The 20,020-nt window shown below is 58.8% G+C and carries 14 protein-coding genes and 5 pseudogenes; 6 read left to right on the top strand and 13 right to left on the bottom strand.

Annotated features, from left to right (window positions below):
• Nucleotides 1-258: 258 nt before the first annotated feature.
• Together ACVWW3_RS00380 and ACVWW3_RS00375 are read left to right on the top strand one after the other, a co-directional pair.
• On the top strand, nucleotides 259-381 hold the full coding sequence (locus ACVWW3_RS00380) for a hypothetical protein (RefSeq protein ID WP_456647561.1): 123 nt from the start codon (nucleotides 259-261) through the stop codon (nucleotides 379-381).
• Nucleotides 333-1,142 (top strand): annotated as a pseudogene (locus ACVWW3_RS00375) (IS3 family transposase); the annotation flags it as partial. The gene ACVWW3_RS00380 and the pseudogene ACVWW3_RS00375, both read left to right, overlap by 49 nt.
• A 2-nt stretch (nucleotides 1,143-1,144) precedes the next feature.
• Here ACVWW3_RS00375 and ACVWW3_RS00370 read toward each other — a convergent pair.
• The 10 genes and pseudogenes from ACVWW3_RS00370 to ACVWW3_RS00325 form a co-directional block, all read right to left on the bottom strand.
• Nucleotides 1,145-3,205: pseudogene (locus ACVWW3_RS00370) on the bottom strand (recombinase family protein).
• Complete coding sequence (locus ACVWW3_RS00365; protein WP_247477844.1) at nucleotides 3,195-3,365, bottom strand: hypothetical protein; 171 nt, start codon at nucleotides 3,363-3,365, stop codon at nucleotides 3,195-3,197. Before ACVWW3_RS00365 ends, ACVWW3_RS00370 begins: the two are co-directional and overlap by 11 nt.
• 210 nt (nucleotides 3,366-3,575) lie before the next feature.
• Nucleotides 3,576-3,812 (bottom strand): hypothetical protein, encoded by a 237-nt coding sequence (locus ACVWW3_RS00360; protein ID WP_456647560.1) that lies wholly within the window; start codon nucleotides 3,810-3,812, stop codon nucleotides 3,576-3,578.
• 37 nt (nucleotides 3,813-3,849) lie between these two features.
• Nucleotides 3,850-4,044 (bottom strand): aspartate 1-decarboxylase, encoded by a 195-nt coding sequence (locus tag ACVWW3_RS00355; protein ID WP_456647550.1) that lies wholly within the window; start codon nucleotides 4,042-4,044, stop codon nucleotides 3,850-3,852.
• A gap of 505 nt (nucleotides 4,045-4,549) precedes the next feature.
• Nucleotides 4,550-5,146 carry a DUF1989 domain-containing protein gene (locus ACVWW3_RS00350; RefSeq protein ID WP_456647405.1) on the bottom strand — a complete coding sequence of 199 codons (597 nt, stop codon included), beginning with the start codon at nucleotides 5,144-5,146 and terminating at the stop codon, nucleotides 4,550-4,552.
• A 37-nt stretch (nucleotides 5,147-5,183) separates the two neighbouring features.
• Nucleotides 5,184-6,290 carry a 2Fe-2S iron-sulfur cluster-binding protein gene (locus ACVWW3_RS00345; protein ID WP_456647404.1) on the bottom strand — a complete coding sequence of 369 codons (1,107 nt, stop codon included), beginning with the start codon at nucleotides 6,288-6,290 and terminating at the stop codon, nucleotides 5,184-5,186.
• Between the two features lie 28 nt (nucleotides 6,291-6,318).
• A complete protein-coding gene (locus ACVWW3_RS00340) occupies nucleotides 6,319-7,716 on the bottom strand; it encodes a Rieske 2Fe-2S domain-containing protein (RefSeq protein WP_456647403.1) in 1,398 nt (465 codons plus the stop codon).
• 143 nt (nucleotides 7,717-7,859) lie between these two features.
• Nucleotides 7,860-8,663 carry an IclR family transcriptional regulator gene (locus ACVWW3_RS00335; protein WP_456647402.1) on the bottom strand — a complete coding sequence of 268 codons (804 nt, stop codon included), beginning with the start codon at nucleotides 8,661-8,663 and terminating at the stop codon, nucleotides 7,860-7,862.
• A 50-nt stretch (nucleotides 8,664-8,713) separates the two neighbouring features.
• Nucleotides 8,714-10,714 (bottom strand): alpha-ketoacid dehydrogenase subunit alpha/beta, encoded by a 2,001-nt coding sequence (locus ACVWW3_RS00330; RefSeq protein WP_456647401.1) that lies wholly within the window; start codon nucleotides 10,712-10,714, stop codon nucleotides 8,714-8,716.
• 320 nt (nucleotides 10,715-11,034) lie between these two features.
• Nucleotides 11,035-11,616, bottom strand: coding sequence for an Lrp/AsnC family transcriptional regulator (locus ACVWW3_RS00325; protein WP_456647400.1), 582 nt, complete (start codon nucleotides 11,614-11,616; stop codon nucleotides 11,035-11,037).
• 1,075 nt (nucleotides 11,617-12,691) lie between these two features.
• On the opposite strand from ACVWW3_RS00325, the pseudogene tnpB reads away from it, so the two are divergent.
• From tnpB to ACVWW3_RS00305, 4 genes and pseudogenes are all read left to right on the top strand, one after another.
• Nucleotides 12,692-13,162, top strand: a pseudogene (gene tnpB / locus ACVWW3_RS00320) (IS66 family insertion sequence element accessory protein TnpB); the annotation flags it as partial.
• Nucleotides 13,047-13,684, top strand: a pseudogene (tnpC, locus tag ACVWW3_RS00315) (IS66 family transposase); the annotation flags it as partial. The pseudogenes tnpB and tnpC, both read left to right, overlap by 116 nt.
• Nucleotides 13,682-13,912, top strand: coding sequence for a transposase domain-containing protein (locus tag ACVWW3_RS00310; RefSeq protein ID WP_456647549.1), 231 nt, complete (start codon nucleotides 13,682-13,684; stop codon nucleotides 13,910-13,912). The pseudogene tnpC and the gene ACVWW3_RS00310, both read left to right, overlap by 3 nt.
• Before the next feature lie 1,213 nt (nucleotides 13,913-15,125).
• Nucleotides 15,126-15,962: an ABC transporter substrate-binding protein gene (locus tag ACVWW3_RS00305; RefSeq protein WP_456647399.1), complete on the top strand. Its 837-nt coding sequence runs from the start codon at nucleotides 15,126-15,128 to the stop codon at nucleotides 15,960-15,962.
• A gap of 761 nt (nucleotides 15,963-16,723) precedes the next feature.
• Here ACVWW3_RS00305 and ACVWW3_RS00300 read toward each other — a convergent pair.
• The 3 genes and pseudogenes from ACVWW3_RS00300 to ACVWW3_RS00290 form a co-directional block, all read right to left on the bottom strand.
• Nucleotides 16,724-17,436: pseudogene (locus ACVWW3_RS00300) on the bottom strand (IS5 family transposase).
• A 579-nt stretch (nucleotides 17,437-18,015) separates the two neighbouring features.
• Nucleotides 18,016-18,978 carry an NAD(P)H-dependent flavin oxidoreductase gene (locus ACVWW3_RS00295; protein WP_456647398.1) on the bottom strand — a complete coding sequence of 321 codons (963 nt, stop codon included), beginning with the start codon at nucleotides 18,976-18,978 and terminating at the stop codon, nucleotides 18,016-18,018.
• Nucleotides 18,979-19,243: 265 nt separating this feature from the next.
• Nucleotides 19,244-20,008 carry an amino acid ABC transporter ATP-binding protein gene (locus ACVWW3_RS00290; protein WP_456647397.1) on the bottom strand — a complete coding sequence of 255 codons (765 nt, stop codon included), beginning with the start codon at nucleotides 20,006-20,008 and terminating at the stop codon, nucleotides 19,244-19,246.
• Nucleotides 20,009-20,020 lie beyond the last annotated feature (12 nt).

Genomic DNA, 20,020 nt, shown 5'->3' with positions numbered 1-20,020 from the left:
GTCCGAAGTGGCTCGCAAGCACGGTAGACTCGCTGGAAGATTTACGATTGGCAACGACGGTTTCGACAGCGCGGCATGCTGGCGCCGTGCGAAGCGTCGCAGTCGACATTCGCGCCGCTAGTCGTGGAAAGCGCTATGGAGGAGGGTCACGTTCCGTGATCATGCTTGAAAGCGCGATCCGCCATGTCATGCTGCGGACAGACACAGCATAGATGGCGAGCAGCTGTCGCAGGTGATCGGCGCAGTGCGAGGATCACGATGATTGCGGCCGCCGCCGATCTGAAGAGTTGGATGGAGACGCGGCCGATCGACTTCCGCTACCAGCTTAATCATTTAGAAAGCGCGCTCACCAAGGCGGGATTGCTGAGCGCAAAACGATGATCGACCGCGAGCACGATTTGTCGATCACGAAGCAAGCGGAAGTGTTGCAGATCAGCCGTGGCAGCGTCTATTACGTGCCGCGCCCGGTGTCGGACGCCGATCTCGCGATCATGCGGCGTCTCGATCGGCTGCATCTGGAGTTTCCTTTCGCCGGTTCGCGGATGTTGAGAGGCCTGCTGGCTGCCGAGGGGTGCAAGGTCGGCCGCCGGCATGTCAAAACGCTGATGCGGCGAATGGGGATAGATGCGCTCTATCGCCGTCCCCGTACCACGAAGCCGGAGCCTGGCCACAAGATCTATCCGTACCTGCTGCGCGGCATGGAGATCACGCGTCCGAACCAGGTCTGGGCGATGGACATCACTTACATCCCGATGGCGCGCGGCTTCGTGTATCTCGCTGTCGTGCTCGATTGGGCTACTCGACGTGTCTTGTCGTGGCGGTTGTCGATCACGATGGAAGCGGCCTTCTGCGTCGAGACCCTGGAGGATGCCCTGGCGCGGCACGGCCGGCCTGACGTCTTCAATACCGACCAGGGTTCGCAGTTCACCGGTGCGACCTTCATCGCCGTGCTCGTTGGCAACGGCATCGCCATCAGCATGGACGGCAAAGGGGCTTGGCGGGACAACGTGTTCGTCGAGCGGTTGTGGCGCAGCGTCAAGTACGAGGAGGTGTATCTGCGGGCCTACGAGACCGTCAGCGAGGCGCGCGACTCGATCGGCCGATATCTCGACTTCTACAATCGCGCATCGAAACACCCATCTGGCTATGTGATTGAAGAGAAGAGGCTTTGTTGGTTGGGATGCGATCCTGCGGGATATTTTGGGTTCAGCCGCGCCCGTTCGGTAATGGCTTGTGCAGCGGATGTTGTGAGTGCGGCGCGGGCGAAGATCCAAGGGCCATCAGATAAGGGATGGATGGCCTCGATCTCGCCGGCCTCCGCTGCCAGCCGGAGCGTCTTGGGCGCGATCTTGAGAAGCTGCGCGGCTTTGCTGAGATTGAGCCAAGGCTCGATCCCGTCCTCCGGGGCTTGAACACCGGGGTGCGATAGTTCGAGCGCATTGATGTGACGCGCTCGCGGGTCCAGCGATTGCCGTTGCCAGTCTTGAGGCCGTTGCGGTTGAGGAGGCCGGCAATCAGATCGTCGCTGGCGATCAGCACCAGTTGACGCACGGCTTGGATGATATCGGCAGAGGTGCTGTTGCGCTGTCCGCGCCGGCGCTTGGGCAAGCGCAACTCGCTGTGGACGCCTCCCACCCAGTGGACGATGAGAACGATTTCGGAGGCCGCATCGTCGATATCGGCCACGACCTCATGGATCAGGGTGCGCACGATGCGCTTCTTGATACGGGCATCGGTCGTCGGCGCTGACCAGACGGTTCGCAAGTTCGACGCCAGGACGCCGAGCGAGGCCGGAGCAACGGCGGGAGCAGGTGTACTCGCATCAGGCGCGGCAAGTTTGCCCTCGACCTCCGCCACATGGACGAGCGCCCTGTTCCAGCGCGCTTCAAGCTCGCTCGCCACCAGCCGGTTCGTGGGGTCAGCGGCATCGTATTGCCGGAAGGCCCGGTCGGCGGCATAGCGCGCCGCTGCGAGGTCGCGACTGAGCGCTTCGCGCACCTGATCCCGCCGTTCTCCGGCTTCCTTAGCGGCAGCGGTTGCAGCGGCGATAGCCCCCGGGCCGACGACACCCAACAGTGCTTCCTCGATCGCATCATCGGCGCGCAATCCTCCGAAGGCGATGCAGTGAGGGCCGCCATTATCCATCCAAGCGCGGCTGCAGCTGTAGTGAGGGATATGGTGCTTCATGCCGGAGTACCGGAGCGTGAGCTTGCGGCCGCAGCGCTTGCACCGGATCAGACCGGCCAGCAGCCCGTCACCATGCTTGGGCGCGCCGTGATGCCGACCCGTGGGAACGTTGCTGCTGACCATCGTGCGGATCGCCTCAAATCTCTCCCAACTCACATATCCTTCGTGGGTGTTGGGCTTCAGCGCCAGCCATTCGTTCCGTGCCTTGCGGTGGATCTTCACGCTCACGCCCGCGGCGCTGTATCCCGCCGCCACAGCCGCCTTACCATAGGCATAGGCGCCGCCGTAGACCGGGTTCTCAATGATCCGGTGGATGGCGGAGTAGCTCGGTCGCCGCCAGGCCGTATCGCCGTTGGTCTGCTTCACCGGCAGATCGAGATTGTACTCGTGAAGCCAGCAGAGCGCCTGTCGCGCGCTGCCCAGTTCCTCGACCTTGTCGAACACCAGCTTGATCGCTTCCTGGACACGCCGATCCGGATCCTTCTCATAACGGTCCCCGGCCTTCACGAAGCCGACGGGCGCCACCACGATTAACTCGCCCCGGCGCGCCTTCTCGTAGCGGGCCGAGAGCGAGCGCTGACGCAACAGATCCAGCTCGTACTCGTTGAGGCTGCCCTTGAGCCCGAGCAGCAGGCGGTCGTTGCCGTGCCTCGGCGCATAGATTGTCTCCTGATCGACCAGAACGGTATCGACCACGCGGCACATCTCGATGAGTTGCTGCCAATCCCGGCTGTTGCGAGCGAAGCGCGAGACCTCGCGGGCGCAAACCGCACCAACCTTACCGAGGCAAACCTCCGCCACCATCCGCTCGAAGCCGGCGCGTTGTACCCCGCCGGCGGCTGAACGACCGAGATCATCATCAATCACTTGGATCTCCGACCACCGTCAGCCGGTCCCGCATGGCGTATTGCAATGCGCTGCTCTCGCGATTGTGCAACACCTGATGTGCTGAGGATTGACGCACGTAGAGAATCGCCTTGCGCTCCAGATGATGCGGTCTGACCTTGTCAGAGATCATGACCGGCCTCCTTCGTGGGCGGCGTCGCTGTCGTCGCGGCATGGTCGAGGATCAATTGCGTCATCAGGCTCGTGAGGGCCGCTCGCGCTTCCGCCGGCAGCTCCCGCCAAGCGGGCGCGCCGATGGCGCCATTTGCCAGGCCGCCCCCGAACAGATCCATCTGCTGCTGCAGCCGCGGTCGTCGATTGTGTCGGTATCCGCTCCTTGGCATTGCCGTCTCGCGTGACATGGGTCTCTCCCCGATTCTGATCGTGAGACCCTCTGGATGCGCCAGAAAGCAGGGCAGCTGATGGCGTTCGATCCTTTAACGCCAGATCGAGAAGCGCAGAGAGCGCCGCAAGTGCGTCGATGCTGACAAACGGCTGAGCTGTCAAAAGCTGGGCGTCAGGGCATGCCGTCCGGTCGAACATCCATGCTGGAACTTCCAGCCAACGATCTGCTCGCGACCCATCCAGCGTGCAGCGAAAAACGACAGCATCAGCCTTGTCGACAGCCCCATGAACACTAACTCGGCGACCAAACCAAGGATGATGCCGATAAAGAACTTCGCAAGGAGCGGTCCTGTGGGCGTTCTCAAACGTTGTTGTACAATCGCCGCCGTCCCCACTCGAGCCTTGACGGCAGCACACCTGATCAAGCCTACTTCACCCCGCTGCCAATCCGCTTGGCAGCCTAACCCCGGCAGAGGCTCCACTTATCACCGCGGAGATTCTGTTCGGACAACCGGGACCAGCTCCGAATCCCCTCGGCGCCTCGATGACATAAGTAGCGAAGCGTGTGCCGGTCTCGATGTTGTAGATCTCGACACGCTCATTGAGCACAAAGCCTGCCCACTCCAATAGCGTACGATCGATCAAGATCGCCCCTTCGTTGTGCAGCTCGGCATCAATCGCCTCCTATGCACAGCCGGTCAGCGGCCGCTTCCATTCTCTTGGTGTCGAACTCAGCGAACCCCACGCATTACACCTATTGTGACGTCGCGGTCAGAAGACGGTGAGATTGTGGCACTCTCGTCACGGAGCAAGGTATGGAGGGCAGTTGGATCCAGAAGCAACACGAGGTGACGAAGGTACGAGCTGATGATGCAGTTGTTGCCACTCGCGGCTAGATCTGAACGTACGATCGGAGACAGCTCGCGGATCCAAGCCGCAGACGGCGCCATCGTGCTAATAGTTTTTTCCGCTACCACGCCGTGCAGAGCGCCACGAGTACGAGCTATATACTGTTCGGCATCCATCGACTCCGCTTCTATCGTCACCCTTCTTGTTCTGGCCAGACAGTGTGGAACCGATCCGAGGCCAAAAGGTCGGTCCGTTTGAATGAGCAGAGGCCGCCACGCCATAACTAGTCAATCGACACTGCCACGTCATTTGGAGAGCAATCCACGCCGTTGACGGGCAGCAAATCCATGGGGCAGGCTGAAAATACAACGACGGCCTCCATCTCCGCCCGGAATGCGACGTGATCTCCGGGCTTCGAAGCAGGTGGGCACCAATCGAGCCGATTGCCATGAATGACAGGAATGTTCATGAAAAGGTTCAAGGGACACGGGGTTTCGGGCAAGGTCATCCCGATCGCCTGCATCGCAGCCGCGAGATTGTCGGTGCAGTTGGCGTGATAGCCGATGTGGCCCAGCAACTCGTAGCGATGGCGGTCGCAGGCGGCAATTAAAGTATCATGGATGCCGGGAGATGAATCCGACAACAACGTAAGAATAGGCCGACGTTTGTTGGTGACGAAGGACTCGCCGAGGCCAGGCATAAGCCTCTTAAGAGATGCTCGGGTATGCTCCATGGACATGAACTCGGGCGTCTCGCTTGCATTGAACGCCCATGTATCGACGACTTGACTTCCATAAGTATTGGTGATGCGCACGGTCTGGGCGTTGCCGAGCTGAACGGCCATGCCCTGGCCGGCAGGTAAAACAAATGTCTTCGACACGTCGACTCTCCTGGATCGTGCGAAAGGGTCACATTCGTTAACGATGAATATCGGCTGTCGTTAGAAATGGATCGCAATGTCGACGACCTGAAGGAACGCCCATGGCGGCAAGCGTTGTGTCAACAGCGTCTACCATTTTAGGGGAGCCCGCGATGTAAGCGCGCCAGCTCGACATGTCTGTCGAGGCCAGGTCCGCTTTCAGAACGGCATCCAAGCGGCCCCGCCGCCAGCGCGCCGATTGGACGCCTGGCGACGAGAGGATCACATTGACCGACAAATTTTTGTGCGCGCTGGCGAGACCCTCCAACTGATCCACTGAGAATAGATCGGCCTCGTTGCGAACCCCGAAGTAGAGACGGATGTCTTGCTTTATCTCCTTGCCAAGGCCGCTCGAGAGCATCGATAGAATTGGAGCAATACCAGTACCTCCGCCAACCGCAACGATCGGGCTAGCATCGTCGGTGCGCAGAAACGCGGTGCCATAAGGACCGCTCATGGTGACGCGGCCGCCTACCGCCGCGCGTGCCATCCCTTCGTCGGTGACGGCACCACCCTGCACGCGCTTGATGTAGAAATCGATCACGGAACTCCCGGGCTTGCTCGCCATGGAGAACTCACGGGGAGGTAGGCCCTCGAATGTAAGGGATGAGTATTGACCCGGCAGGAACTCAAATGGTTGTGGGGAGCGCAATTGGACGAGCCGGACTTCTGGGCTCACTGGTTCGATCTTCAAGATCTCTGCCTCGAGAGACACCACTGGAGGCAATGGCACATCGCTGACCGCGGGTTCGATGAGACAGTCGGAACTAGGTATGGCACAGCACGGCAATATCAGCCCAACACGCCTCTCCTCGTCCGATAAGGCCGAGTCCATATAGTCGAGGTGCTCAACTTGGCCTGAAAGGAGATGGGATTTGCAGAGTCCGCAAAACCCCGTGGTGCAACCATGAGGGTATTCAACTCCTTGCTCCAGGAAGGTCTCAAGGATGGTGGCACCAGCTCGCGCCACGGCCTTGACCCCGGATCCGTACACACTCAAACGATGCTCACTATCCTGGACACGTGGGGTCAATGGCTCTCTCGCTGTTGCGGAAATATCAACAGACGAGAGGGCAGTACTCGAGACTGCGTGCCGACTAGTCATTGTGTTCCGCTTTTTGAATACGTCTTGACTAGCCGGTGGCAACGTTCTGGCCATTGAAAATTACCACCGCTTGCTCTCGGATTTCCTCGAGCCGCTTGGCCGACGGTTGCGGCGAGTTTTCAAATTCGTGCTCCCGAAGGGCATCTGCGTACCACCTGCCAACTCGGCCGCACGCCTCCTTGTCTTCTCGCTCGGTCGAAGCCCTAGGAATGCGCAAGACCGTGTTTCGGGCGTGTGTGCGGATAACCGAGCTGGCCTGCTCGATCGGCGTGACGCCAAGCGGGTCTTTTCCAGCTTGTACTGCTTCTATGCCGGCCTTCAACATTTTCCGAAAGGTCATAACGCCCCGGTCGCTGGCCACGAGATGTTCGCGGCCGTGGATTGTCATTGAACCTTGAGACACAAATGCATCCCAGTCGCCCGGCGCTCGTTGCCGCTCTTCGTAATCGCGATTGCCGCTCTGGGTATCGATGTTGCCGGCCGTAGACAATGCTTCGGCGCCGCCCTTGCGCTGACGGTCGAGATATGCCGCGACGCCCGGAATTTCAACCTCCGGCTCGATATCCCGCCAGCCGATAGTCATCGTGTTGCAATCGTCGATCGGAACGACCCAGTTTGTCGATCCGCCGCGGATATCGTTGAACACCTCTCCTTCGGCATCCTCGATCCCCGCCACCCGCGTTAGGTTCGGCATGATTAAGTCATTCGTGCGTATATACACCTTATCTTTCCAGCGAAAGGTGCCGGCGTACATCACGCCGATGGAGGTTTCGAACCACTGCAGGCCGACCGGAACCTGGCCGAACACCTCAGTGAACTGGATCCCAAACAGACCGCAATGCAATTGCGAAATATGCATGGGGTCAGTTTCGTTTTCGCGGATTTGCAGCCAATTACAAGGTGCCAAGTCCTTGCGTCGGAACTGCGTGCCGGGCTCGCGTTCAAGCGCGTCATAGACCGGAAAGGCCGGTTTCTTATCCGGCGGCCCCATATAGGCGAAGAGCAAACCCTTAAATTCGTGGACGGGGTAGGCGCCCTGGCAGAGACGATTCTTCAACCCCGACGAGTCGCCTGGGATATCGAGAATGCGGCCGTCAACGTCGAAGTGCCAGCCGTGATAGCAGCATCGCATTCCGGTTTGTTGGATCTTTCCGAATTCTAGCGAGGCGCCGCGGTGACTACAGCGGCGCTCGAGAAGACCGTAGTTGCCCTGTCCGTCCTTGAAGGCGACAAGGTCTTCGCCCAGAAGCCGGACCGCCATGGGAACATCGGTGAATTCCGAACTGAAAGCGAAGGGCTGCCAGAAGCGCCGTAGATATTCGCCTGCTGGCGTGCCTTTTCCGACCTTCAGAAGCTCGGTGTCCGGGCCGACTTCCTTCCGATCGTAGGCCGAATAAGGCCGCTGCAGTAGGTTGGTCCGTTCCATTGTCTGACTCTCCATCATTTTTGCGAGAGACCCGCATTCTCTCACATTGGTTCAACGCGACGCTAAGCGTCGCTCGCTACAACTTGATAAGGCCGTGGTGAGATTGCCCATAGTCTTCGCTACCACACGGCAAATCCGGTCTATTAATCGCTTCGCATCGCGACTTCGCGCATCACCTTGAGGTAAAGCGTCAACTTGTCTTCCACGCGGTGCGATGGGGCCGACACTGCAACCGCAAAGCCTGTGTCCGTATCTCCGATGGGGACGGCAATGCAGCTGAGGCCCGGGACAAACTCTTCCTTTTCGAGGGAGTAGCCCTGCTTGCGAATTTGCGCAAAATGCTTCTCTAGCGCCGCAATGTCCGTGATGGTCCGAGGTGTAAGCGCCTGTAGCTTGCGTGTTTCGAAATAGGCCTTTCTGGTTTCAGGACTGGAAAGCGCGAGAAGCAGCTTGCCGGAGGCGCGCGCATGTGCGTTACCGAAGTAGCCGGGCGGTACATCGATGGCTGTTACGGTCGCGCTGCCGCGCATTGCGGAGATGACTACGATCTCGCCCTCCGTCCATCCGACGGCGTAGGCGGTCTCACCTGTACGATTTGCGATCTCCCGAACGAGAGGTGCAAGGCGCTCTGGCGGCGCCAGATGGCGCTTGAATGCTTCGATTAGGCCCGCGACTTTCAATCCCAAGAGATACCTTTGGGAGTTGTGGTTCTTTACGACGACTCCTAGAGCACTGAGCGACTGAAGAATATGGTAGACCGTTTGCCGATTAAGCTTCGTTTCCTTGATAATGTCCGAGGCCGTCAGGCCATTTTCGCTTTTGGCAATGAGGAACAGGACGGAGAAGCCTCGCCCAAGCGACTGAATGCGCGGCGCAGGCACTTTAGCTACATCCTGCTTCGCCTTACGTTTTCTGGTGCCGGGTCCAGGTTCGGTTTGAATGGCCATGATTGTCTCGCAGCTATTAGCCAAACTGTAATTTGGACGCATGATCGCCGCTAAGTGCGCGACATCACGCGATCCACGGCGGCCAAGATCGCCTCCACGGAAGGAAGAAGAGCTGCTTGTAACACGGGCGACGCAGGGATGCGGGTATTAGGAGCGCCTAGACGCTGGAAATTTGCAAAGCCGCATTCTGTAAGCCGCGCAGCAATCTCAGCGCCGAACCCACCAGTGAGGTTCGCTTCATGTACGATGACGGCCCGGCCGCTGCACTGTTTAACGACTGAGATGAGCTGAGTTTCATCCAACGGCGCGATCCAACGGAGGTCCAGAACTGCGGCGTGCACACCTTTAGCTGAAAGAATCTGGGCCGCCTCCTCAGCACGGTTTGCGATCGCGCCCCAGGTTATGATCGCTACGTCTGAGCCCCCGCGGCGAAGCTGCGCCGACCCGAGTTTGGAAATAGTCTTCGTAACTTGCCCTTTTGTTTGATAGAGCGCGCGGGATTCAATAATGATGCAGGGATCGTTATCCGCGACGGCCGCACGGAGCATGTCGTAGGCATCTTGTGGCGTGCTCGGCATCCCGACCTTCAGGCCAGGCACATGCGCGAGGAATGCTTCGAGGCACTGCGAGTGCTGCGCGCACGAGCCCGGGGTGGCACCTTGCTGAAGGCGCACGACCATCGGGGCGCTGCTTTTGCCCTGCGTGACATATCGCACGTTTGCGGCTTGATTGACTAATTGATCAAGCGCAACGAGGAGAAAGTCCATCCACATGATCTCGGCAACCGGCCGTAGGCCGCACATCGAGGCACCGACCGCGGCTCCAAGGATCGATGCCTCTGCAATAGGCGTGTCGAAGACGCGATCTTCGCCGAACTCGCGTTGAAGATTGCGGGTACAGCCAAAAATTCCTCCGGCAAACCCGACATCCTCGCCGAAAACGAGAACCTCAGGCCGCTCATTGAGTTCGTCCCTGAGAGCTTCGTTTACGGCCTGCTGGTAGGTGAGCTCGGTTGCAATAACCGGCAGCGTAGGACGCGGGAGGGCGGCCTCCGCCGATACTACGTGGAGGCGCGCACTGGCCGGATCCGGCCTCGGTGCCGCCGTTACGCGCTCGACCAGCGCCTCGATTTGCGCCCTTATCGCAACGAAGTCCGCGTCAAGCTCGTTTTCCGAAAACAAACCGTTTGCAAGAAGCCGCCCACGCAGGCGCAGAATCGGATCGGCGTCCGCGGCTTTCAGCCGATCGGCCTTGGGCCGATAGTGCTCAATGTCCCGATTGTAGTGTCCCCACAGTCGAACCGTCTTACATTCGATCAGGGACGGGCCCTTGCCCCCTCGTGCATGCTCGATCGCTAGAGAAATCGTATCGCGAACTGCGATGGGGTCGCAGCCATCTATGGTGGCGCCGGAGATACCGTAACCACCCGCGCGACGCGATAGCCGTTCGATCGGGACAATGCGATCTATCGGTGTCATCTCTGACCACCCGTTGTTTTCGCAGATGAAGATGACAGGTAGCTTCTTATACGCGGCAAAAACCATAGCCTCGTGCAAGGCCCCCTGGTTCATCGCCCCATCGCCGATCGAGACGAGTACGACACCCGCCGTCTTGCCCATCGCTAGAGCGACACCATTCGCGATTGCGGCGCCTGCGCCAACAATCGAGTTTTCGCCAATAAATTTGGTGCCAGGGCCCATGAAATAAGCTGAACCACCCCGCCCTCCGTTGATGCCGGTTTCCCGATGGCAAATTTCCGAGAGGATCTCAAAGGGGTCGAGTCCCGCCTCGATCGCCCACCCGTGGCCTCGGTAGGTAGCGATGATGCGATCATCGTCGTTAGTCGCGGCGCAAGCGCCTACAGCAATCGCTTCCTGCCCCGCACAAAGATGGATTGAGCCGGCAATCAGCGCTTCCGCACCAGCGCTCAGGTTCAGGCATGCTTCCTCGAAGCCACGAATGAATGCCATGCGCTGAAGTGCATGCCGCGCAAAGGAAGGATCAATCGAGGCTGCTGGCGCCTCTGCTGAGGCATGCGGACGTTCATTCATAAAGGCTCGCCATTTTCAATTCTCCGTATGGCAACATTGTCGCCACAGCAACCGTGTGTCAAGTAATTATGATGGTATCACTATTTGATACAGCACAGCGATTTGGTGGTTACGGGCTTAGCTGGCACTCAGTTCTCTTTGATAATTGTTTGGGCGCTGAAGAAGACCTGAACTCGCGTGCATGAAGATAAAGATCAACATGCGCCCCCGCTCATTAGAGCGTGCGTATAAACTGCACTTCTCCTGCCGCGGTCGGTGTTCTGGAGTCCTGATCGCAACATCTCGCGAGCCAGACTGGCGGAGGTTATGACCAGCAATCGTCAGGCGCCACGCAATGCGTAGGCAACACTTGCAAAAGAAGCGATCGGCAAAGTGAAGCCCGCCTTAACCCTGTCCAAGACGATCATCGTTTCAAGGCGCTTGATGTTGGGATGCTCTCCAACCAGACGCTTGGTGAAGTCCTCATAGCTTTCGATATCATTTGCAGTAACGAGAAGCACGAAGTCGGCCTGACCGGCAACGCAAAATGCGCTCATCACGTCTGTCATCTTGCGCATTGCCTGCTTGAAACGGTCAACGATGTCGACCTGGCCACGCTCAAAAGTAATGAGAACAAGCGCGGTTACGTTTCGGCCGACCGCCTTTGGACGAATGATTGAGATGTCCGCTTCTATCACGCCGTCTGATCGCAGGCGTTTTAGACGACGTTGAACTCCTGACGCGGACAAGCCGACCAGGGCGCTGAGTTGCTCGCTCGTGAGACGATTGTTGCGTTGCACGAGATCAAGAAGCTGAGCATCGATTTTATCGAGCTCTGTGGCAGAGCCGCGCTCACTGGACTGCGGTTGGGCGCTCCAGGCGTACAGCTTGCTTCCTTCTCTGCTCACCACTGAGTTCGCCATAGATGCACTCGATTCTCTTCCAGCTGAGCGATCGTAAAGGTGACGACAAAGGTGTGTCAACATTAAAGCCTAGTATCACTATATGATTAGAAGCTACTGTAGGTCGGATAACGAGTGTGATGCAACCTTTCTGCTGGCCGAGCAATGGATTTTGCTTTGGCCGATTCTGAGCAGTGCGAGTGATTGATTGGAATGTTGAAAGCAGACAAGCGCGGTTGCCAAATGTTTTGTGAGCAAACAAAAGGACGGTTAGTTGCGAGGCAGTGCCTCGCCTGTCCGTGCTTCGCTGGTAAATGCTGCGGGTCTCATGGACGGAAGAGCCGCACAGCTATGACTCATGTGCTCGCGGATAAACTTCGGTTGTCGGCCGGCGCCGCACTGCCCGGCTTGACACAAGAAAAATGGCCTCGGCCCCAGCGGAGGGGCAGTTCAACTGCCCAACCGACAAAGCCGTTATCGCTCCGGGCGGCCGGCCCGGGCAGAACGATTTCTCGGTCGAGCGCTCGAACCAAAGTAAGCGCGAAGCCGATACCCTTGCTTCAGAATTCGAATGAACGTGCGAAGAAGCCTCCGGCCTGGACGGAGGTTTGGGATGGCATTGGATGGCAAAAAGGACGTCCATTTGGACGGCTCATCGGTAGGGCCGGTGAGCCGGCTGGAGGTCCTTGAAGGACCCTCGGGCCGCCGCGTGCGTTCGGAGGCTGAGAGAGCTCGGATCGTCGCGGAGAGTCTGCGACCCGGTGCCCAAGTCCGAGGTGGCGTGCAAGGACGGAGCGAGGCGCTGGCAGATTTACGATTGGGACGACGCTTCCGACAGCGACGCATGGCGGCGCCGTGCGAGCCGTCGCAGCCGACATTTGCGACGTTGGTCGTGGATAGCGCGTTGGAGGAGCGTCACGTTCGGGCGATCAAGCTTGAGATCGCGATCGGCGATGTCGTGCTGCGGACGGACACAGCCATAGATGGCGAGCAGCTGTCCCGGGTGATCCGCGCAGTGCGAGCGTCACGATGATCGCGGCTGGCGCCGATCTGAAGATTTACATCGCGACGCGGCCCATCGACCCGCTGTGGCCACGATGGACTTGCGGCGAAGGTGCAGGAGATGCTTCGCCTCGATCCGTTCAGCGGCGCAGCCTTCGTGTTCCGATTGAAACGAGCGGACCGGATCAAGAATTTGGTCAGGGATCGAACGGGCCTGGCGTTAGTTCATAAGCGCCTCGAAGGCTGCAAGCTCGTTTGGCCAACGATCGCAGACGGCGTGATGCGCATATCGCCAGCGATGTTCGCAGCCCTGTTCGAGGGCTGGATTGGAGGTTGGTCCGCCCGGAAGAAGCGCGGCGTCCCCAGGCGGCTGGATAACTGGGGCACCGAGAAATCGTTCTGCCCGGGCCGGCCGCGCCTGCTTCCATCTCCAACCTGTAGCGGACCACATGCGCCGCCATCTGGAGGAGGCAGATCGTCTGTTCATGGACGAAACCACGGCACCGGTGCTCGATCCCGGACGTGGCCAAACCAAGAAAGGCTACTTCTGGGCGATCGTCTCTGACGACCGCGGCCACAGCGGCCCAAGTCCTCCGATCGTGCTGTTCCGATATGCTCCCGCTCGCAGCGGCGCCTTCGCCGAGCAGTTCCTGCATGGCTTTAATGGACGCTTCCTGCAATGCGATGCCTGTGACGGTTATGACCGGCTGACCGAAGTTGCTCGACCGCAGGGGCCGTGGACGGTCGTGCATTGCTGGAGCCATTTGCGCCGGCGCTTCGTAAATTGGCCCGCAACAGCAAATCGCCGATCGCCGAGGCCGCGGTTCGGCACATCGCACGGCTCTACGCTATCGAAGCCATGGTGCGTGGTTCCTCGCCGGACATCCGGCTGGCCGCGCGCAGGGAGCATCCGCTGCCCATGGTCGCAGCGTTAAAGCTTTGGTTCGAGAAGCAGCTGTCGATGATCTCCAGTGGTTCGACGCTCGCCGAGAACATCCGCTACGCGCTCAATCACTGGCCAGGGCTGACCCGCTTCCTCGAAGACGGGCGCCTCGAGCTTGACACGAGCCCTGTCGAGAACGCCATCCGGCCAATCTGCCTGACCAGAAAAAATGCTCTCTTCGCCGGGCATGAGGTCGGGGCTGAAAATTGGGCCCTGCTCGCCTCGATCGTCGCCACCTGCAAGCTCAACGACGTCAACCCGGCCGCCTACATCGCCGAAACACTCGAGACAATCATCGACGGCCATCCCCATAGCCGCATCGAAGACCTCATGCCGTGGCGATTCCGCAAAACGTCAAGCCAGCCTCAATAGGGTTGCGGCTAAGCGCTCACGAACCAAAAGTAGATCGCGGAATTTCGGACGTGTGTGGAAGAGCGAGGGATTGCGGGTATCTGGCGATCGTCCTCGATCTCTTCTCGGCGCGCGGCGGCAAGGCGGGAGTGGTGGTCTGCAAACCAGTTGGCTTTTGACCCTGCACCAAGCTCTCGTTGCCTTGTAGCCGTCGGCCTCATCAAAGGGCGGGAGGTCGTCGTGGGATGGGGTGGGCATCCGGACCTCGGGCCTTCCTGCGCAAGGCTGCCCTCCCAGCTGCAGACAATGGCCAACTGCCGGCGGTCGTTGCTGGGAGAGCCGCCCTGCCGCAATAGCTCGGCTTTCCGACGGCCCTGCCGTATTTCCTTCGGCGTCACGTGCGGCAGCGCCAAACGTTGCCCTCCATCGCGCACCTCTTCTCGGAATCGACACAGCCCTATGTTACCCAGGTTGGCGAAGATCATTAGAGCTGGACAGTTAGACGGGGCAACCGCGAACCGTTTCTGACCCACCTACCATAGCTGACCTGACGCAGGTCGGATACGTGGCCGAAGCAACGAGGGCATTCTCAGTTTTGAGGGCGTCCCTCTACGATTCGGTACGTTCTCACCGCCGCACGCAGGTATTGCGCCAACAGCCCAGCCTCCAGCCAAATCCGCTTGACGGCAAAGCCAGGCGTTTCGAAAACCTCAACCGAGTCATCCATGCACGGAGCGCTGCGCAGCGCTAGACAAGATTAGTCAAGGTAGTTTGCATAAAAGCGGCACCTTGCAGGCCTTAAGAAGCAAATTCCGGCGAGTTATTGTCTACAAATGGCGAAATTCGACGTTAAAGCCCAACCATAATAGACGACCATTCTTTCTGGACTGAGGCCCAGCGTGATGCCCCCCGGCCCGTTCCGGCGCATTCTGAGTTACCTGCTGTCGCAAGAGCCCCGGGGATTGTCCTGCTGCCTTGTGATCCAGCGCTATAGCCGATTTGGTTTAGCCGTCCGTCGGCTAGCCAAGCCAGATGACCTCGGAGCTCAAAGTACGGCTTTGCCTTGCCGATTGAGGCCCGGTGGTTGCGTGAGTTGAGTTCCATAAAGTGATCTTGCCCAAGCGCCGAAAACTCAACTCGGAACCACCGACCGCGCCTGGGTTGCTGATGTGCTGACGGCATTTTGCTGCTGAACTTGGTAGCATCGAACGAAAACACTATGAAAGGAATAGAAATGTCTAGACGACTCTTAGTTCGTGTTGCGGCGACCATGCTAGCCGTCGCACTTACCCTGGCCAACGGGGGCGCGGACGCCGAAGGTACAAGAAAAGCTATCAACGCAATGGCGGTAACTGTATTCCCGCCATTCGAATTCGCAGATGCATCGGGGAATCTCGTTGGGTTTGACATCGATATTCTGAACGGGATGGCATCGAAGATGGGCACGCAAGTCAACTGGACCCAATCGAGCTTCGCGCAGATAATCAGCTTCGCCCCGATCAAGACAGCGCGCGCGGACATCCTCTCGAGCGCACTAGGCGATACGCCGGAACGCCGTGCTAGTGTCAACTTCATCGACTACGTATATCAACCCTACGTATTCTACACGCTTCGTGCAAACGCCGAGAACTTCACCAACATCGAGACGCTATGCGGTAAACGTGTGGGGGCAATACGTACTAGTGTTATCGAAACCGGCGCGGTCGTCAAATGGAGCGAGGACAACTGCACAAAAGCCGGCAAGCCTGCAATCATCGTTGTGCCCGGTGAGAACACTCCCCAAGTGCGGCTCATGGTTAAGCAGGGCTTTGCCGATGCGGGCCTGACAGGTGCAGCGATAATTGCGTATCAAAATACACTTGAGGGAAACCAGTACGTGGCAGTTGGCAAACCTGTGATCAAGCTGCTGACCGGCATGGCATTCTCAAAGGATGATCCCCAGTTCGGACAAGAGCTTAAACAGGCACTTGGCGCGCTGATTGCCGATGGCACATATGGCCAGCTACTTCAAAAATGGGGCCTGCCGGAGGACGCGTCGATCCAAAAGCCAATGATCAATGGTGAGCCGTGATCGCGGGGTTGTTCAGTCGTTGCGGTGCCAACCCCCTTGTAGTCAACGGGTTGACCAGCGCTTCGCAAAACTGTTCCGGCGAAGCTCTTTCGACGTCGCCAACATCTGCACTTGTGCGTCGTCACTTTTCATACGCAACGTTATCTCGGCGTCCCGTTAAGAGAGCCGAATTACGCGGGGACGACAGGCGGCGCGCTTGCCATAGGTTGATCAGGAATAGGCACAAGGTTCTCTGCACCAAGTGAAGATGCGCTGCAAGTTGTGGCCGACGGTTGAGAGATGACGTTCCGGCGCGCTCCTTGAGTGAAAGCAGCTGGGGCGACCGTCAGTCTTCACGCCTCCGATGATGACTTTGATAGGAGAACGGCGGCGCAAACGCGCTTGCTGACGCCAAATACCCCGCTTCTGGCGCGGGGTCTATGATGTCATGGCCGCAGTATCTTTTGTCAACATACGTCCGTTGTATCCGGCAGACGGTGAGTGTTCCTGGGGCGGACGACATCCGCAAAGCGTGGTCTTCGTGGAGTTGTCGGACAGCGCGCCAGTACGAAAAAGCGACCAGGAGAACGGCGATTGTTGGTGATGATCACGCTTTGCTGTACTCCAACTCCGGGGCGGAAAGGAACAGAATCTCCATGCCTGCTGGTGCCACGTCGAGAACCGGGGCGATCTCCTGGGAGCCGAACGGCTGACCGGCCGGGAAAGATCATTCGCGATTCTCACCGCAAGATTGAGGTAAGTGCTCTAGGGTCTGTTGGGATTCATCGGGAGTTTATCACGGCTGCGGCCAGATGGATCATTGAGGCGAAGCTCTGATCGGTCTTGTCGGCGCGCATTGCGATGCGCTTGAATTCCTTGAGCTTGCCGAAGAAGTTTTCGACGAGATGCCGCCATTTGTACATCTCCTTGTCGATGGCGAGAGGCTTTGCCCGACGCGGATGCTGGGAGATGACAGCCTTGGCGCCGCGCGTGTCGAGTTCGGCAATGATGGCGTTACTGTCGAACGCTTTGTCCGCAATCAACGCGTCGAAGATCAATCCCTCGATGAGCGGCGGCACACCCACCGTGTCGAAGCGCTGTCCGGGCAGCAGCACGAAGCGCACGAGATTGCCAAGCGCATCAGTGAGCGCCAGGATTTTGGTGGTCATGCCGCCTTTCGAGCGGCCGATCGCCTGGCTTTGCGTCCCCCTTTTGCGCCCTGTCCGTGGCGGTGGACCTTGACGATGGTGGCGTCGACCATGGCGTATTCCATGTCGGGATCGTCGGAGACAGCCTCGAACAGCCGCTTCCAGATATCCGCCCTTACCCAGTCGCGGAAGCGCGTGAAGACGCTGTTCCAGTGGCCGAACGAGGCTGGCAGATCCCGCCAGGGACTGCCGGTTCGGGCGATCCACAGCACGGCTTCGACAAATAGTCGGTTGTCCTTGCCGCGGCGGCCGGGATCGCCCGGCTTTCCAAGACAAAGCGGCTCCATCTTCGCCCACTGGGCGTCGGTCAAAACGAATCGGTCCATCCCAAGCTTGAATCACAACCAGGCCCGCATGAGAATCCTGAATCCCAACAGACCCTAGAGCGGCGCGATCTCGCCCACCATTCAGTCATCGCTCGTTCTTACCCGCGAGCAAAGCCAGCTGATGTTTCATGTTGATGTCTAGCCGCGACCGCAACAACCCATTCGAGCGGGTCGGCTTGTGCTTCTCGTCCGTTCCTATTCGGCCACATCGTCCCTCCGATGCACGATAGCAAATGGTCCAAACTCGGAAAAGACATTGCAACGTTCGGGTCCCCAAGCTCACTAATGCAGCCGCGGTCCGGAAGATAGACTCTCCCTGAATCGCTTCTGGCCAACAACTATTGGGCGTCGCCGCTCGTCTAGCAAGCTCCTCAATGGGGTGCTGTGAGATCAACGAAGTCTTCTTTGAGTACATACGGGTCCAGATCGAAGACTCTCTCTTTCGACATAATAATAAGGCTTGATCACCCTCTAAGAGCTCGGTCCGGATTAGATCCGGGGAAACGCCCTTGTGGCTGCGAATATTCGGAAAGCGACCGATCACACGCTAATGCGATAACGTTCAAGCTCGTGCAATGCGGCCCGATATTCGCGATCAAGCCTGTCCACGATGCGTGAAACGGGCTCGATCTCACGGATCTTGCCCACGCCCTGCCCGGCCGACCATATCCCTTTCCACGGCTTGACCTCTGCCCCTTCAAGGCCCGTGAAGTTCATCTTCGCGCTGCTGCTCGCGACAACCTTCAGGTCAAGCCCTTGCGCCACGATACTGGGAATGAGCATATTCGCTCGAGCTCCAGTAAAGGCGCGCGTGATGATCAGATCTTCGCATGAGCTCGTGAGCAGCATCTGTTGATGGGCCGAATCGGTTCTACTTTCCGATGCGGCCATGAAAGAAGTGCCGACATATGCGAAATCAGCGCCCAACGCCCTCGCCGCCAGGATAGCCCGCCCGCTCGCGATTCCGCCAGCCAGCGCGATGTATCCGGAGAAGAAGCTCCGGACCTCCTCGACGAACACGTTGTTGCAGAGGTCCCCGGTATGCCCGCCCGCTCCCGCACACACGAGTACGAGGCCATCCACGCCAGCCGCAGCGGCCTTTCGCGCGTAAGCGACGGAGTTGACGTCTGCGAAAACGAGACCTCCGTAGGAATGCGCGACTTCGACTGCCGGGCGGGGAGCGCCCAATGCTGTGATGACGATTGGAGGCCTAAATGTTTCGACCATTTTGAGGTCTTCCGGCAGCCGATTATTAGTCGAATGCATCACCAGATTTAGTGCCCAAGGCGCCTCAGGCCGATCGCTCAGGCCGGATTTGATGGCCTCCAGCATTTGCTTGAGCTCGGCGCCATTTCTGGCATTCGGCGTTGGAAGAGAACCCACGATCCCGGCCTTGCAGCAGGCCAAGAGAAGTTCGGTCCCGGAGATTAAAAACATAGGGGCTGCGAACAGCGGCAGACGGAGGCTTCGTAGGGCAAGATTGACGTCCCGGATCTTGAGCATTGAACCTCCATTTATTCCTGCAAGTGCCGGGTGGACACTGTACGCCTAATTCGAGAATGCGATCCGAGCGGCTGTGAAGCCCGCGTATGCAGCAGCCGCGGATCACGCAACGACCAAACCTGCGATCGCGCTGAGTACGCATTCTCGTGCGTAGCGCCGCGCACCGCCCCTGGTGAGTACGTGGCTGCGGAGACGTTCACTGGCAGGACCAAACGTGGATTGTCATAACTCCATCCTCGTCCAGCCAGCCCGATGCGTCTCAGCGTCAACTGAGTACGGCTGAAATGAAGTTCATGGTGCGAGCATGCGTTGGACTGTTAAGAACCTGGGTCGGAGGACCGCTTTCGACGACCTGCCCCTGATCCATGAACATTACTCGGCTTGCCACTTCGCGCGCGAAGCCGAGCTCGTGAGTGACCACGATCATTGTCATTCCAGTCCGCGCGAGATCGCGCATGACTGCAAGCACTTCGCCGACCAGCTCGGGATCGAGCGCGGAGGTGGGCTCGTCGAACAGCATCAGTGCTGGTTTCATCGCAAGCGCGCGAGCAATGGCCACACGCTGTTGTTGACCACCCGAGAGCTCGATAGGATAAGCATCGCATTTGTCCGATAGCCCGACACGCGCGAGCAACTCGCGGGCGGCGGCCTCAGCCTGGTTGCGTTCATGTTTGAGTACCTGAACCGGACCTTCCGTAACGTTTTCAAGCGCCGTCTTATGGGGAAAGAGGTTGAAACGCTGGAACACCATGCCTGTTGCGAGGCGTTGCCGCGCGATGTCGCGTTCAGAGAGCTCATACAGCTTCCGGCCGACGCGACGGTACCCGACTAACTCGCCGTTCACCCATAGAGCGCCGCCATCAACAGTTTCCAACTGGTTCATGCAGCGGAGCAAGGTGCTCTTTCCGGAGCCCGATGGACCGATGATGCACAGCACTTCGCCACGATCTATTTCGAGGTCGATACCCTTGAGGGCTTCGAATCCACCATACAACTTGCGTACGCCGCTGGCTTTAACGATGGGATTCATCTGTTATTCCGG

The organism is Bradyrhizobium sp. LM2.9 (genome assembly GCF_054056555.1).
Note: the sequence above shows the minus strand (reverse complement) of the source record. Positions and strands in the feature narration are given on the sequence as shown.

Excerpts from the sequence above, each read along its gene's own strand:
- ACVWW3_RS00345 (WP_456647404.1), bottom strand. The coding sequence starts at position 6,290 with ATGACTAGTCGGCACGCAGTCTCGAGTACTGCCCTCTCGTCTGTTGAT.
- ACVWW3_RS00330 (WP_456647401.1), bottom strand. The coding sequence starts at position 10,714 with ATGAATGAACGTCCGCATGCCTCAGCAGAGGCGCCAGCAGCCTCGATT.
- ACVWW3_RS00365 (WP_247477844.1), bottom strand. The coding sequence starts at position 3,365 with ATGGATCTGTTCGGGGGCGGCCTGGCAAATGGCGCCATCGGCGCGCCC.
- ACVWW3_RS00290 (WP_456647397.1), bottom strand. The coding sequence starts at position 20,008 with ATGAATCCCATCGTTAAAGCCAGCGGCGTACGCAAGTTGTATGGTGGA.
- ACVWW3_RS00325 (WP_456647400.1), bottom strand. The coding sequence starts at position 11,616 with ATGGCGAACTCAGTGGTGAGCAGAGAAGGAAGCAAGCTGTACGCCTGG.
- ACVWW3_RS00340 (WP_456647403.1), bottom strand. The coding sequence starts at position 7,716 with ATGGAACGGACCAACCTACTGCAGCGGCCTTATTCGGCCTACGATCGG.
- ACVWW3_RS00305 (WP_456647399.1), top strand. The coding sequence starts at position 15,126 with ATGTCTAGACGACTCTTAGTTCGTGTTGCGGCGACCATGCTAGCCGTC.
- ACVWW3_RS00335 (WP_456647402.1), bottom strand. The coding sequence starts at position 8,663 with ATGGCCATTCAAACCGAACCTGGACCCGGCACCAGAAAACGTAAGGCG.
- ACVWW3_RS00380 (WP_456647561.1), top strand. The coding sequence starts at position 259 with ATGATTGCGGCCGCCGCCGATCTGAAGAGTTGGATGGAGACGCGGCCG.
- ACVWW3_RS00295 (WP_456647398.1), bottom strand. The coding sequence starts at position 18,978 with ATGCTCAAGATCCGGGACGTCAATCTTGCCCTACGAAGCCTCCGTCTG.